The 15499-nt window shown below is 73.3% G+C and carries 5 protein-coding genes and 1 pseudogene; 1 reads left to right on the forward strand and 5 read right to left on the reverse strand.

The genetic code is table 11. From position 1 onward, the window contains the following. Nucleotides 1–17 precede the first annotated feature (17 nt). Nucleotides 18–1016 (forward strand): GlxA family transcriptional regulator, encoded by a 999-nt coding sequence (locus ACGFIW_RS24760; RefSeq protein WP_393320046.1) that lies wholly within the window; start codon nucleotides 18–20, stop codon nucleotides 1014–1016. A 46-nt stretch (nucleotides 1017–1062) separates the two neighbouring features. On the opposite strand, the gene ACGFIW_RS24765 is transcribed toward ACGFIW_RS24760, so the two are convergent. The 5 genes and pseudogenes from ACGFIW_RS24765 to ACGFIW_RS24785 all read right to left on the reverse strand — a co-directional run. Beyond that, nucleotides 1063–1485 carry a YybH family protein gene (locus ACGFIW_RS24765; RefSeq protein ID WP_393320049.1) on the reverse strand — a complete coding sequence of 141 codons (423 nt, stop codon included), beginning with the start codon at nucleotides 1483–1485 and terminating at the stop codon, nucleotides 1063–1065. 96 nt (nucleotides 1486–1581) lie between these two features. Beyond that, complete coding sequence (locus ACGFIW_RS24770; protein ID WP_393320052.1) at nucleotides 1582–2412, reverse strand: NAD(P)H-binding protein; 831 nt, start codon at nucleotides 2410–2412, stop codon at nucleotides 1582–1584. Between the two features lie 31 nt (nucleotides 2413–2443). After that, nucleotides 2444–3784 (reverse strand): NAD(P)/FAD-dependent oxidoreductase, encoded by a 1341-nt coding sequence (locus ACGFIW_RS24775; protein WP_393320054.1) that lies wholly within the window; start codon nucleotides 3782–3784, stop codon nucleotides 2444–2446. 6 nt (nucleotides 3785–3790) lie between these two features. After that, nucleotides 3791–10153, reverse strand: coding sequence for a thioester reductase domain-containing protein (locus ACGFIW_RS24780; protein WP_393320057.1), 6363 nt, complete (start codon nucleotides 10151–10153; stop codon nucleotides 3791–3793). A gap of 8 nt (nucleotides 10154–10161) precedes the next feature. Beyond that, nucleotides 10162–15471, reverse strand: a pseudogene (locus ACGFIW_RS24785) (type I polyketide synthase); the annotation flags it as partial. Nucleotides 15472–15499 lie beyond the last annotated feature (28 nt).

The raw sequence follows: 15499 nt of genomic DNA on the forward strand, positions 1-15499 counted from the left end.
GCCGTAACCTGAACGACATGACTCCTGGCTCCGTGGCGATATCGGTCGTGAACGACACCGACATGCAGGTCTGCGAGGTGTACGAGACGGCGATCGCGTACGCAGTGTTCGGTGATCCGCAGCTCGACCTCGCCGACCCGTGGTACGAGCTGATGATGTGCGCGACGGGCGAGCCGACGCAGGCCGCCAGCGGCTTCTCCGTGCGCACCACCCACGGGCTCGACGACCTGATCAAGGCCGACACGGTGATCGTGCCGTCGGTGCCGCACGGCGTGGTGACCCGCGGCGAGACCCTGCCGGAGGAGTTCATCGACGCGCTGCGGCAGGCCGCGGACGCCGGCGCGCGGATGGTGTCGCTGTGCACCGGCGCGTTCGCTCTCGCCGAGGCCGGCCTGCTCGACGGCCGCCGGGCCACCGCGCACTGGTCGAACACCGCCGACCTGGCCCGCCGCTATCCGAAGGTGACTGTCGACGAGTCCGTGCTGTACGTGGACGAGGGTGACGTGCTGACCAGCGCCGGGATGACCGCCGGGCTGGACCTGTGCCTGCACCTGGTCCGGCGCGACCTCGGCGCGTACGTGGCCAACCAGGTGGCCCGCCGGATGGTGGTGTCGGCCCACCGGCCGGGTGGCCAGGCGCAGTTCGTCGACGTGGCGGCCCCGGTCTCCGGCAACGACAACCTCGGCCTGGTGATGGACTGGGCGGAGAAGAACCTCGACCAGGCGCTGACCGTGGACATCATGGCCCGCCGGGCCGGAATGAGCACCCGGGCGTTCTTCCGACGCTTCCAGGCCGCGACCGGGATGACGCCACTGAAGTGGCTGCTCCACAAGCGCCTGGCGCACGCGCAGACACTGCTGGAGACCACCGACCTTCCGATCGAGCGGATCAGTGAGCACAGTGGGCTGGGCACGGCTGCGAACCTCCGGAGGCACTTCACCGAGCGGGTCGGCGTGACGCCCACCGAGCACCGGCACACATTCGGTGCCGCGCGCCGCGAGCGACGCAGCGCGTGACACCCGGGGCGCCGATCCGTGACCCGCGGACCGACGCCCCGAGCGCTCAGTCGCTCTTCTCCTCCAGCGGGCCGTCAATGGCGTACGGGTTGTCCACCACGTAGCGCCAGTTGCCGTCCACACCGCGCCGCAACACGTCCACCGCGGTGCCGGCGAGACGCTCCGGCTCACCGTCCTCGCCGATCGTGTCCATCGTCCACTCGACGATCAGCATCGCGGTGTCCCCGCTGACGAACGACTCACGCAACGTCGCGTCGACGGTCGGACGGCGGGTCCGGAGGAAATCCGCGACGTAGTCCCGACGTGCCTGCCCCGACAGCGGCTGGCCCGGCTCCCACACCCCGATGGCGTCCTCGGTGTACATCGCGTTGACCGCGTCCGCGTCGCCGGAATTGAAGACCTCGCCAAAAAGCTCTTGATGTGCGTCGATGTCGCTCGCCAGTTTCACCTTGTCGGTCGTGCCGGCCATCGCCCACCGCTCCTTCTCTGATCATATGTCAGTATCGGTATGCTACCGGCGATTCGCATCGGGGCGGTCACCGTCCAGTAATCGGCGGTAAAAGGATCATTCGAACAGCCACGTAGTCTTCGCCACATATTCCGAAAAGTCCCGGGGAGCCCGGCCGAGAACGCGCTGCACCCCGTCCGACAGATACGCCGTCCGCCCACCCCGGATCTCGTCGAACATCTCGTTCGCGAAATCCGCATACCCCTGCGAATACCCCCGTCCAAGGAGGTGGGCGGCGTACTCCTCGCGGGTCGCCGCGACCCGGCGGAACCGGCGGCCAGAGGATGCCTCGATGAGGGCGACGCAGTCGCCGAATGTCATCAATCGCGGACCGGACAGCGCGTACACCTGCCCGTCGTGCCCGTCCTCGGTGAGCGCGGCCACCGCCACCGCGGCGATGTCCTCGGCGTCCACGAACGGCTCGACACCCTGCCAGTCCGGCAGGACCACGACGCCCTCGGCGACGTCCTCGCGCAGGAACCGGTCTTCGCTGAAGTTCTGCGCGAACCAGGTCGGCCGCAGGATCGTCCACGCCGCGCCCGAGTCCCGCACGGCGTTCTCGGCGCCGAACATCGACGGGTCGTGCGCCCACTGCTCCAACAGCCGGGCGGACAGCAGCACCAGGCGGCGCACACCCCGGTGCACGGCGACCTTGGTGAACGACGAGAGCAGCCCGGCCGCGTCGCCGCTCTGCTCGTCCACCACGTAGACCGCCTCGACGCCGTCGACCGCGGCCGCCCAGGTGCTCTCGTCGCGCCAGTCGAAGCGCTGTGGGCTGTGCCGGGTCGCCACTCTCGCGGTCCAGCCGCTCTCGGTGAGTTGGCGCGCCACACGCCGACCGGTCTTGCCGGTGCCGCCCAAAACGAGAACAGGTGCCTTCTTGTTCATGCCTCACCCATCAATGGAAGAAACGAATGGATCAGCGGGCCTCGGCCACGGCCAGGGCCGCCATGATCTCCGGGGCGACGAGCGCGGTCGGCGGATCGACCAGCCCGATGACCCGGACGTACGCGACAAGCAGCGAGTGGTCGTGTACGGCCGCCTCCAGCAGCCGCTCGACGAACTCCTGCTCAGCCAGCACCTCCGGCGTGCGCTCGCCCTCCACCTGGGGAAACGCCAGATCAGCACTGACCGTCATGGCCCACACGTCCTCGACGGCCCGAGCGGACAGCTCGGCGAAGAACGCCACCGGGTCGGGCGCGCCGGGCCGCGCCACGTGGTCGGCCAGCACGGTCGCGCCGAGCGCGGCCACGGTCATGCCCTGGCCGTACACCGGATTGAAGCTGCACACCGCGTCGCCGAGCACGAGCAGCCCGTCCGGGAACGAGGTGAGCCGCTCGTACCGGCGGCGGAGGTTGGCCGGGAAACGGTAGCCGACCGGGTCACCCAACGGTTCCAGATCGCGGACCGTCTCGTAGGTGTCCGGCGCGGACAGCGACTTGAGGAAGGCGAGGAAGCCCTCCTGGTCGGTGGGCGGGTAGTCGCCCAGGAACCCGTACGCGGTCACCAGCGTCCGCCCACCGTCGATCTTCGCGCAGATCGCGCCGCGCGGGTGCGCCGGAGAGGCAACCGTGTCGATCGAGATCTCGCCGGGCATCCGGTCGGGCGGCAGCCGGTAGTACTGGGTGGTGTAGCCGACGCCGATGCTGAGCTTCTCCTCCTGCACCGCCGGGAAGCCGAGCTCGGTGAGCCAGACGGGGGTGCGGGAGCGGCGGCCGGTAGCGTCCACCACCAGGTCGGCGGCGAGGTCCCGCGCGCCGTCCTCACCCGACACCACGACGCCGGTCACCGTGCGGCCGTCCTCGGCGGTCCGCAGGCCGGTGACGTCGTGACGCTCCAGGAAGCGCACCTGCGGCAACGCGCGCACCCGCGCCCGGACCCGCTGCTCCAGCAGGGGACGGCTCGCCGACAGCAACAGCATGTCCGAGTGCGGGTTCGGCATCCGGCGACCGTCCATGATCCAGCGGACGTCGCCGGTGACGTCGCCCGGCACCGCGCCGGCCGCGATCCAGTCGTCGGTGACGCCGGGCAGCAGGGCCTCGATGACCTGCCGGCCGCGAGCCAGCAGGGCGTGCACGTGCCGGCCCTGCGGCACCCCCCGCCGCGGGCAGTCGTGATCGCCCCGGCAGTCGTGGTCGCGCAGGTCGTCACGCTCCACCACGACCACGTCGGCGTAGTGGTCGGCGAGCACCCGGGCGGCGAGCAGACCCGCCATGCTGGCGCCCAGCACCACGGCCCGGTTCCGGTCGGTCTTTGCCATCGGTGATCACTCCTTGGTTGTGGCCGGAAAATAGCCGGCGCCGACGAAGAAGCCGACGTACTTCTCGAACAGGGCACGGTCGATCGGCGGGCAGGCGAGCGCACCCCCGAGCGCACGCACGGTGTCCGTGACGTCCATCGGCGGGTACGTGGCCCGGCCGTCGCCGCCCATGATCGCCTCGAACGAGTCGAGCAGCGGCGTCATCGCGTTGTCACCGTCGGCGCGGACGAGCTCCCGCCACGCGTCCCAGTCGAGCTCGCGCAGCTGGTACCCGAACGCCCGGAGGTGATCGACGAAGGCCCCGAAGTCCTGCGTCTGCTCGTTGAACAGGTGGAATGTGCGGCCCGCGGCCGCCGGGTCGGCGGAGAGCCGCACCACCGCGCCGCTGACGTAGTCCACCGGCACCATGTGCAGCGCCCCGGCGATCCGGTCGGGCACCGCGCCGGCCTGGATCAGCCCCTTGAGGCTCAACCAGACGAAGTCGCGGGTCTGGCACGCGCCGCGCTCCTGGTCGCCGCAGACCACGTCGACCCGGTAGACCGACACCGGCAGGCCGCGTTCGCGGGCCAGCCCGATCACCTGCTCGGACACCCACTTGCTCTGCAGGTACCCGTTGCGCAGGGACTCGGCGGGGCCGGTCGGGTCGTCCGGCCGGACCGGCAGGTCGTCGGCGTTCTGCGCGAAGACTCCGGTGGTCGAGATGTAGTGCACCGGCACGGTCCGGTGCCGGGCGGCCAGGCGCAGCACCTCCCGGGTGCCACCGACGTTCGCCGCGGCCAACTCGGTGTACGGCCGCAGCCAGCTCACCGTCGCCCCGGCGTGGTACACCACATCCACCCGCCGGGCCAGGTCGTCGAACTCCTCGTCGGTCAGCCCCAGCGACGGTGCCGCGAGGTCGCCGACGGACACCACCAGCCGGTCCAGGTCGACCTCGTCGCGCACCCTGTACCACTCCAGGCTCGCCAGCAGCCGTCCCGTCGCCTCGTCCCGGTCGGCACCGCGAACCAGGCAGTGCACCCTGGCCGTGGTGCGGCGCATGAGGTCGCGCAGCAGGAACGCGCCGAGGAATCCGCTGGCCCCGGTCAGCAGGATCTCCCGGGGATCGGTGGCGACGTGGCTGACCTCGGCCGCCGGTCGGACGTCGTCGGCCAGTTGCACCTCGGCGGCGAAGTCCACAGCCGAGCGCGTGGGCAGCACGCGGACGCCGGTGGCGAGCAGCTCGGTGGTCAGGAACTTGGCCAACGCGATCGGCGTGAGGTGCTCGAAGACGACCGACGGCGACAGCCGGATGTCGGTCGCCGCGGCCAGCCGGTTGCGCAGCTCGACGGAGAGCAGGGAGTCGAAGCCGAGCTCGGTGAAGATCTGGTCCCCGCCGATGGCTGCGGGCTCGGGGTGGCCGAGCACGTGGGCGACCTCGGCCCGGACGAAGGCGAGGACCAGTTCCTGCTGCCGCTGCTCGGGCAGGCCGTCCAGCCGTCGGGCCAGCGACTCGGACGCCGGGGCCACCCCGGCGGCACGGCGGGGCGCACCCCGGGTCAGGCCGGTGAACACCAGCGGCACCTGCGCCGATCGTCCGGCGATGACCGCCAGGTCGAGCGGGCTGGCCACCAGGACCGCCCGGCCGGTGCCCAGCGCGGCGTCCAGCAGCGGTGGTCCGGTCCGCGCGGTGACCGGCAGCAGGCCGGTACGTCCGATCCGCTGGAGGTCGCTGTCGGTCAGCTCCGCGCCCATGCCGCCGGTCCCCTCCCACAGACCCCACGCGACCGAGGTAGCCGCCAGGCCGTGCGCGGCGCGGTGGGCGGCGAGGGCGTCGAGGAACGTGTTGGCCGCGGCGTAGTTGGCCTGCCCGGCGCCACCCAGCACCCCGGCGACCGACGAGAACAGCACGAACGCCGTCAGGTCGCGCTCGCGGGTGAGGTCGTGCAGGTGCCACGCCGCGTCGACCTTGGCCCGCATGACGTCGGCCACCCGTTCCGGCGTCAGCGCCGGGATGGTGCCGTCGGCCCGGATGCCGGCGGTGTGCACCACCGCCGTGAGCGGATGCGCGGCCGGGATCTCGGCCAGCACCGCCGCCGTCGTCTCGCGGTCGGAGAGGTCGGCGGCCCGGATCGTCACGTGCGCACCCAGCTCGGTGAGCTCCTGGGCCAGCTCGGCCGCACCGGGCGCCTGCGGGCCCCGGCGGCTGACCAGCAGCAGCCGCGCCACGCCGTGCGCGCGCACCAGGTGCCGCGCGAACACCGCGCCGAGCGCACCGGTGCCACCGGTGACCAGGACGGTGCCGTCGGTGCGCCACGGCGGGTCGACCGGGATCTGCGGTGCGAGACGAGCCAGCCGCGGTACACGTATCGTGCCGCCACGGACCGCCGCCTGCGGTTCACCGCTGGCGAGAACGGCGGGCAACGCCGCCGTCGAGGCCGGGTCGTCGTCCAGGTCCACGAGGACGATCCGCCCGGGCATCTCGGCCTGCGCGGACCGCAGCAGGCCCCACAGCGGCGCGGCCACCAGGTCGGGCACCCGGTCGCCGCGGCCCGCCGCCAGCGCCCCTTGGGTGACAAACACCAGCCGGGCCTGCGCGGGCGCCGACCGGACCAGCGTCAGCACGTCCCCCACCGCGTCGCGGGCCCGGGCGGCCACGTCACCGCCGGGCGGGAAGGCGACAGGCACGAGCAGCGTGTCCGCGGCCGGGGCCGCCTCCACGGTGGGGATCCGCGGCGCGTCGACGTCCGGGAGATCACCGAATGCCGTACACACCGCCCAGAACGGCGGCTGGACGTGCGTCGTCGGGCCGAGCGGTTGCCAGGCGAGCGGGAACAGCGCGTCGTACGGGCGTACCCGGGCGACGTCCACCTCGTCCGCGGTGACCGGCCGGACGGTGACCGCGTCGATCGTCGCGACCGGACGGCCCACCGTGTCGGCGAGGCGCACCGCCGGATCGCCGTCCGGGCCGGGCGTGATCCGTACCCGGACGGCGCCCGCGCCGCTGGCGTGCAGTCGGACGCCGCGCCATCGCGTGACCGTGCCCGCGTCGCAGGGTTGCAGGGCGGCGTCCAGCAGAGCGGGATGCAGCCCGTACCCGTCCGGCTCGACACCTGCCGGCAGGGCCACCTCGGCGACCAGGTCGTCACCGTGGCGGCCCAGCCACGACAGGCCGCCGAAGGCCGCGCCGGGCCGGAAGCCGGCCGCCGCCCGGCGCACCGCCAGATCCTCGACGCCGATCGGCTCGGCGTCGGCAGGCGGCCACTCCCCCGGGCCGGCGGGTGTCCCCGGGGCGTCGGGGCTGACCGTGCCGCTCGCGCAGACCACCCAGGCCGGCCGGTCCTCGGCGCCACCGGCGTGCACTGTCACCGGGCGGCGGCCGGCCTCGTCGGCCGCACCGACGACGATCTGCAACCGCAGCCGGCCCTTCTCGGGCAGGACGGTGAGCCGGCGTACGGTCAGCTCGTCCACCACGGCGCAGCCCGCCTGCTCACCGGCGCGCAGCACCAGGTCCAGCAGCGCCGTCGACGGCAGCACGGCCGACCCGTGCACCACGTGCTGGGCGAGCCACGGCGCGGCCGCGGAGGGCAGCTCGGTGGTGTGGACCGTCTCGTCGCGTCCGGCGACCTCGACACCCGGCCCGAGCAGGGGGTGCTGATCCGCGTCCCGGTCGGCGGTGCCTCCCGGCGTGGAGGTCAGCCAGTACCGCTGACGACGGAACGCGTACGTGGGCAGCGCCACCCGCCGGGGCCGGGCCGGTGCGAAGAAGGCCGACCAGTCCACCGGGACCCCTGCGGTCCACAGGCGACCGAGCGCGGACACCACGTCCCGGGTCTCGGACGACGTCGTGCGGATGGCCGGCACGGCCGCGATGGTCCGCTCCTGCGTGTTGTCCGCGACAAGCGCCGACAGCACGGCGGCCGGGCCCACCTCCAGCGCGGCGGTCACCTGCTGCCCGACGAGGGTGCGCACCGCGTCGGCGAAGCGGACCGGTCGGCGCACCTGGTCGATCCAGTACCGCGGCGAGGTCAGCTGTTCCTCGGTGACCAGCTGACCGGTGACCGTGGAGACGATCGGGACGGTCGGCGCGTTGAGCGTCACCCCGCGCACGACCTCAGCGAACTCGTCGAGCATCGGGTCCATCCGTGGCGAGTGGAACGCGTGGCTGACCACGAGCCGCTTGGCGGATCGGCCCCAGGACCGCACGGCCGTGCCGATCTCCGCGACCGCGTCCTCGTCTCCGGAGACGACGACCGCCGACGGCCCGTTGACCGAGGCGATGCTCACGCGTTCGCCGATCCCGGCGAGCAGGTCGGACACCTCCGCCTCGGTGGCCCGCAGCGCGACCATCGCGCCGCCGGGGGGCAGGGCCTGCATGAGCCGCCCCCGGGCGGCGACCACGGTCGCGGCATCGGCCGTCGACAGCACCCCGGCCAGGTGGGCGGCGGACAGCTCGCCGATGGAGTGGCCGGCCAGGAAGTCCGGCCGCACGCCCCAGGACTGGACCAGGCGGGCCAGGGCCACCTCCGTCGCGAACAGCGCGGGCTGCGCGTACCCGGTCTCGTCCAGGCCCTCCCCGGTGGCGATCACCTCCCGCAGCGGCCGCTTCAGCAGCGGGTCCAGGTGGGCACACACGGCGTCGAACGCCTCGGCATAGGCCGGGAACGCCTGGTACAGCTGGATGCCCATGCCCTGCCGCTGCGCGCCCTGACCGGTGAACAGGATCGCCAGCCGGCCGCTGCCGGTGACCACTCGTGGTCCGGCGCTCACGCCGGTGAGCCCGGCCAGCAACTCCTCGCGGTCGGCGCCGACGACCACCGCCCGGTGCTCCATGGCAGCCCGGGCAGTGGCCAGTGTGAACGCGATGTCCGCCGGTGCCGGGGCATGCTCCCGGCCGGCGAACCCGGCCAGCCGGGCGGCCTGGTCCCGCACGCCGTCCTCGGTCCGCGCCGAGATCAGCCACGGCACCGCCGGCAACGTCGCGGCAGGCGCGTCCTCGGGCTCGGCCGCCGGCTCGGGGGCCTGCTCCAGAATCACGTGCGCGTTGGTGCCGCCCACTCCGAAGCCGGAGACCGCGGCCCGCCGCGGCCGCGTGACCGCCGGCCACACTCGCTGCTCCGAAAGCAGCTCGATCGCCCCGGCGGACCAGTCGACGAGCGGGGTCGGCCGGTCCACGTGCAGGGTGGCCGGCAGCACGCCGTGCCGGATCGCCTGGATCATCTTGATCACGCCGCCCACCCCGGCCGCGGCGACCGCGTGCCCGATGTTGGACTTCAGCGAGCCAAGCCACAGCGGATGGTCCGGTCGGTGGGCCGCACCGTACGTGGCCAGCAGCGCCTGCGCCTCGATCGGGTCGCCGAGCCGGGTGCCGGTGCCGTGCGCCTCGACCACGTCCACGTCGGCCGCGTCGAGCCGGGCATCGGCGAGGGCCTGGCGGATCACCCGTTCCTGGGACGGCCCGCTGGGCGCGGTCAGCCCGTTCGACGCGCCGTCCTGATTGACCGCCGAGCCGCGCAACACCGCCAGCACCGGGTGACCGCGCCGCTTCGCCTCGGACAGCCGCTCGACGAGCAGCAGGCCCACTCCCTCGGACCAACTGGTGCCGTCGGCGGCGGCGGCGAATGACTTGCACCGGCCGTCCGGGGCGAGCCCGCGCTGCCGGGAGAAGTCGACGAACCCGCCGGGGGTCGCGCTGATCGTGACCCCGCCGGCCAGGGCGAGGGAGCATTCGCCGGTACGCACGGACTGCGCCGCCAGGTGCAGCGCCACGAGCGACGACGAACACGCCGTGTCCACCGTGACCGCCGGTCCCTCGAAGCCGAACGAGTACGACACCCGTCCGGACGCCACGCTGCTCAGCCGCCCGGTCATGAGGTATCCCTCGAACTCGGCCGGCCCGTACAGGCCCAGGTAGGTCTGCTCGACCGCACCGACGAAGACCCCGACGTCCGCGGCCCGCCACCGGGTCGGGTCGATGCCGGCCTGCTCGAACACCTCCCACGCGGTCTCCAGCAGCACCCGCTGCTGCGGATCCATCGACATCGCCTCCCGCGGCGAGATGCCGAAGAACTCCGCGTCGAAGTCACCGGCCCCGTCGAGGAACCCGCCCTCCCGCGTGTACGAGGTGCCCGGGGTGTCCGGATCGGTGTCGAACAACCGGTCCAGGTCCCAGCCGCGGTCGACGGGGAACTCCGAGATCGCGTCGCGACCCTCGGCGACCAACCGCCACAGGTCGTCCGCCGAGCGCACCCCGCCGGGAAACCGACAGGCCATGCCCACGATGGCGACCGGCTCGTGGCGGCCGGACTCGAGCTCGGCGATGCGCCGCCGTGCCTTCTGCAGGTCGGCGGTGACCCACTTGAGATAGTCAGCCAGCTTCTTGTCATCCGCCATGGGACGGCTCACCTCTCCTCGCCGACGGCGCGGCCGAGCTCGTTGTCGATGAAGTCCAGGAGTTCCGCGGTCGACACCGAGTCCAGGGATGTGTCCGTGGCGGGTTCGTCGGGCTCGCCCCGCGCCTCCAGCCAGCGGGACAGGATGGTCTGCAACCGGACGGTGACGGTCGAGCGGGAGGACTCGTCGCTGACCGACGCCAGGATGTCCTCCAGCCGGTCCAGCTCGTCGAGCACCGTGGGCCGCACGGGAGCGTCGTTCGGAACGACCGTGGTGAGCAGGACGTCGGCGAGCGCCGCCGGGGTCGGGTGGTCGAACACGACGGTCGCCGGGAGCGTGACACCACCGGCGGAGCCGAGCCGGTTGCGCAGCTCCACCGCGGTCAGCGAGTCGAAGCCGAGCTCCCGGAACGGCCGGTGCGGGTCGACCGCGGCCGGGTCACCGAACCCGAGCACCACCGCCACCTCGGCGCGGACCAGGTCCAACACGAGCGTCCGCCGCTCGTCGCCGGTCAGCCCGTCCAGGCGTTCGGCCAGCGGCACGCCCGCGCGGCCGGCCGCCGCGCGGTGGGCTGTCGCCGGCACCAGGGTCCGGAACAGGGGTGGGATCCGGTCGGCGGCCCGCACCGCCGCCAGGGCGAGTGGGGAGGCGACCAGGACAGGCCGGTCCACGGTGAGCGCCGCGTCGAACATCGCCAGGCCGTCCTCGGCCGTGACGGGGACGAAGCCGTCGCGCGTGAACCGGGCCCGGCCGATGTCGTCCAGACCCGCGTTGATCCCGCCCGCGACGTCCCACAGTCCCCAGTCGAGGGTGGTGGCCGGCAGCCCCAGGGTCCGGCGGTGCTGTGCCAGCCCGTCGAGGAACGCGCAGGCGGCGGCGTAGTTGGCCTGCCCGGGACTGCCGAACAGGCCGGCCACCGAGGAGAACAGCACGAACGCCGACAGGTCGAGAGTGCGGGTGAGGTCGTGCAGGTGCCACGCGGCGTCCGCCTTGACCCGCAGCACCGCGTCGAGCCGCTCCGGGGTCAGGGCCGGAAGCAGGTCGTTGTCCAGTACGCCGGCGGCGTGCACGACCGCGGTCAGGGGGTGTCCGTCCGGCACCGAGGCGAGCAGGCCGGCCACCGCGTCGCGGTCGGCGACGTCGCAGGCGACGATGGTGACCGTCGCGCCGAGCCCGGTGAGCTCCTGGACCAGCTCCGCCGCGCCGGGCGCCTGCGGGCCTCGGCGACCGGCCAGCAGCAGGTGGGTCACGCCGTGCGCGGTGACGAGGTGGCGTGCGACGGCCGCACCGAGCGCACCGGTGCCGCCGGTGACCAGAACCGTGCCGCCGGGCCGCCACGCGGACGCGGTTTCGCCCGCCGGAACCGCGCGGACCAGACGGGGCACGAGGACCCGGCCGTCCCGGACCACGGTCTGCGGCTCGTCGGTGGCGGCGATACGGGCGAGCAGGTCGGGTGCGATCTCCTTGGTGTCGGTGTCGACGAGCACGATCCGGTCGGGATTCTCCGACTGCGCCGAGCGCAACAGGCCCCAGACCGCCGCCGCGTCGAGGTCCGTGTCGTCCGTTCCGGTGGCGGCCGTCGCCCCGCGGGTGACGACGAGCAGCCGCGTGTCGGCCAGCCGCTCGTCGGCGAGCCATTCCTGCACGAGCGCCAGGAACCGGCGGGCCGCCTGGTGGACGGCGCCCACCAGGTCGGCGTCGGCGCCGGGCTCGTACCTGGCGACCACGACCCGGACGGCTGCGCCGGAGCCGGCGGCCGCGCCGACGGACGCGATGTGGGGGTGGCCGGGCAGGTCCGGGTACGACCCGGGTACCGGCCCCAGGGCCACCCAGTCGGCAGTGCCGGCGGACTGCCGCAGGGTGATGGGCGTCCAGCCCACCTCGTGCAGCGACCGCAGCGGTCCGGGAGCGCCGATCACGTCGGCCGGCCGCAGCTCCCGTCGCAGCACCGACGCGGCCGCCGCGACCGGTGCGCCGTCGGCGTCGACGAGCACGACCGACACGGCGTCGTCACCGGCCGGGGTGAGCAGCGCCCGGGCGACGGCCGCGCCGGGCCGGTGCAGGCGAACCCCGTGCCAGCGCACCGGGAACGGTGTGGCCGCCGTCGTCACCGCCGCGTGCAGCAACGCCGGGTGCACCCCGAACCCGTCGGCGGCCGGCGCCGCCGGCAGCGGGACCTCGGTGGTCGCCGCCGGGTCGATGGTGACGGTGTCGTCGTCCGCGGGGCGCAGCCAGCCGCTGGCGGCAGGTGTCCAGACGGGGGTGTCGTGGTCCGGACGCAGGTACACGGAGACCGGGCGCGACCCCGCGTCGTCCGGCGCGCCCACCCGGACCTGTAGCGGCGCCTCGCCGCTCGGCGCCACGGCGACCGTGACCGCCACGGTCAGCTCGTCGATGACCGGGGTGCCGGCCGCGGCGGCCGCGTACAGGACGGCGTCCACCAGCGCCGCGGCCGGCAGCACCGCGACGTCGTCGGAGAGCGGGTGATCGGCCAGCCAGGGCTGGGCCGCCGCGGACACCGCGCCGGTGACGATGAGCTCGTCGGCGCCGGCCACGGTCACCGGCGGGGCGAGCAGCGGGTGCTGCCCGGCCTTGGCGTCGCGGACGGCCAGCGCGGGTGTGGACGGCTCCAGCCAGTACCGGTCCCGCTGAAACGGGTAGGTCGGCAGGTCCGTGCGTCGGGCTCCGGTGCCGGCGAAGAAGGCGGGCCAGTCGACCGGGACACCACGGGCGTGCAGCAGGCCGAGCGCGGTGAGCAGGGTGCGTGCCTCGGCCTGGCCGCTGCGCATCGCCGGGATCGCCACGGCGTGCTCCACGCCGGTGGCGGCCATGGCGGACAGCACCCCGTCCGGGCCGAGTTCGAGGAGCGTGGACACCCCCTCGGCCTCGAGGGTGCGGACCGCGTCCAGGAAGCGGACCGGGCGGCGGATCTGCTCCACCCAGTAGTCGGGGTCCGTCCACTGGTCACCGGTCACCCGGCCGGTCACCGTGGACACCACGCGCACCCGCGGTGGGTGGAAGGTGAGGCCGGAGACGATCTGCCGGAACTCCGCCAGTATCGGCTCCATCCGGGGTGAGTGCGAGGCGACGCTGATCGGGAGCCGCTTGATGGACCGGCCCCGTTCCTTCCAGATCTCCGCCACGGCCAGGGCCGCGTCCTCGTCACCGGAGACCACCACCGAACTGGGCCCGTTGATCGTGCCGACCACCGCGCGGCCGTCGTCGCCGAGGGTGGACAGCACCTCTTCCTCGGTGGCCTGCACGGCGACCATCGCGCCGCCGGGCGGCAGGGCGCGCATGAGCCGGCCCCGCGCCGTCACCAGCGTGGCGGCGTCGGGTAGCGACAGCACCCCGGCGACGTGCGCGGCGATCAGCTCACCGGTGGAGTGGCCGACCAGGTAGTCGGGGCGTACTCCCCATGCCTCCAGGAGTCGGAACAGCGCCACGCCGACGGCGAACAGGGCGGCCAGGGTGTAGTTGATCTGATCGAGCTCGTCGCCGGAGGCGATCACCTCCTCCAGCGGCCGGGGCAGGTGCTCGTTCAGCGCCGCGCACGCCTCGTCGAACGCGGTCGCGAAGACGGGGAACGTGTCCCGCAGCTCCCGGGCCATCCCGATACGCTGCGCTCCGCCGCCGGTGAACATGTAGGCGGTGAGGCCGTCCTGGGCGGTCGTCCGTGGCGTGGCCGATCCGTCGACCGCCGCCTCGGCGAGCCCGTGCAGCGCCTCCTCGCGGTCGGCCGCGAGCACCACCGCGCCGTGTGTCAGCACGGCCCGGGTCGTGGCCAGCGAGTACGCCACGTCCAGGACGTCCGCCCGGGCGAGCAGGTCGCCGATCTGTCGCGCCTGGTCGCGCAGCGCGCTCTCCGAGCGGGCCGACAGGACCAGCGGTACGACCGGCAGTGCCGTCGTCGGCGGCGTCTCCTCCTGGGCCGGCTGCTCGGGGGCCTGCTCGATGATGACGTGCGCATTGGTGCCACTGAATCCGAATGAGGACACCGCGGCCCGGCGCGGACGACCCGTCTCCGGCCACGGCCGCTCCTCCGTCAACAACGCCAGACCACCCACACCCCAATCCACATGCGGCGTCGGCACATCCACATGCAACGTCCGCGGCAACACCCCAAAACGCAACGCCTGCACCATCTTGATCACACCACCCACACCCGCCGCCGCCTGCGCATGACCAATATTCGACTTCAACGACCCCAACCACAACGGAACCCCACCACGACCAACCCCATACGTCGCCTGCAACGCCCCCACCTCAATCGGATCCCCCAACCGCGTCCCCGTACCATGCGCCTCCACCACATCCACATCACCCACACCCAACCCCGCATTCACCAACGCCTGCCGAATCACCCGCTCCTGCGCCGGCCCATTCGGCGCCGTCAACCCATTACTCGCCCCATCCTGATTAACCGCCGAACCCCGCAACACCGCATGCACCCGATGCCCCAAACGCACCGCATCAGACAACCGCTCCACCAACAACAAACCCACACCCTCCGCCCAACCCGTCCCATCAGCACCCGCCGAGAACGACCTGCACCTCCCATCCGGCGACAGGCCGCGCAGCCGGGAGAACTCCACGAACGACGTCGGCGTGGACATCACCGTGGCCCCGCCGGCCAGGGCGAGGTCACACTCGCCGCGGCGCAGCGACTGCGCGGCCAGGTGCAGGGCGACGAGCGACGACGAGCAGGCGGTGTCCAGGGTGACCGCCGGGCCCTCCAACCCGAACGTGTACGCCAGTCGGCCGGACGCGACGCTGCCCGCGCTGCCGGCGTACAGGTAGCCCTCGAATTCCTCCGCCGGCAGGTACGGCCGCGAGCCGTAGTCGTTGTACATGGCGCCGACGAAGACGCCCGTGGGCGAGCCGCGCAGAGTGTCCGGGACGATCCCGGCGTGTTCGAACGCCTCCCACGCGGTCTCCAGCAGCAACCGCTGCTGCGGGTCGGTGGCCAGCGCCTCGCGGGGCGACATGCCGAAGAACTCCGGGTCGAACAGGTCGGCGTCGTACAGGAACCCGCCGTGCCGGGCGTACGAGCGACCCACCGCCTCCGGGTCCGGGTCGTACAGATCGGCCGCCCACCCCCGGTTCTCGGGGAACGGCGCGACGGCGTCGACACCGTCGCGGACCACCTGCCACAGCTGCTCCGGGTTGCGCACACCACCGGGGTAGCGGCAGGCCATCGCGATCACCGCGATCGGTTCGTGCTCCCGCTCCTCCACCTCCTGGAGCCGGCGACGGCTGGCGCGAGCTTCGGCGACCGCACGCTTGAGATACTGGCGGAGCTCATCTTCGTCGGACATGGTGGTCTCCCTGCACGCTCGGGGACGC

Origin of the sequence: Micromonospora sp. NPDC048935 (assembly GCF_043197875.1) — a bacterium.
In the GTDB taxonomy this organism is placed as follows: domain Bacteria; phylum Actinomycetota; class Actinomycetes; order Mycobacteriales; family Micromonosporaceae; genus Micromonospora.

Bases quoted from the DNA above. Each gene is read 5' to 3' on its own strand.
- ACGFIW_RS24770 (WP_393320052.1), bottom strand. From the start codon at position 2,412: ATGAACAAGAAGGCACCTGTTCTCGTTTTGGGCGGCACCGGCAAGACC.
- ACGFIW_RS24775 (WP_393320054.1), bottom strand. From the start codon at position 3,784: ATGGCAAAGACCGACCGGAACCGGGCCGTGGTGCTGGGCGCCAGCATG.
- ACGFIW_RS24780 (WP_393320057.1), bottom strand. From the start codon at position 10,153: ATGGCGGATGACAAGAAGCTGGCTGACTATCTCAAGTGGGTCACCGCC.
- ACGFIW_RS24760 (WP_393320046.1), top strand. From the start codon at position 18: ATGACTCCTGGCTCCGTGGCGATATCGGTCGTGAACGACACCGACATG.
- ACGFIW_RS24765 (WP_393320049.1), bottom strand. From the start codon at position 1,485: ATGGCCGGCACGACCGACAAGGTGAAACTGGCGAGCGACATCGACGCA.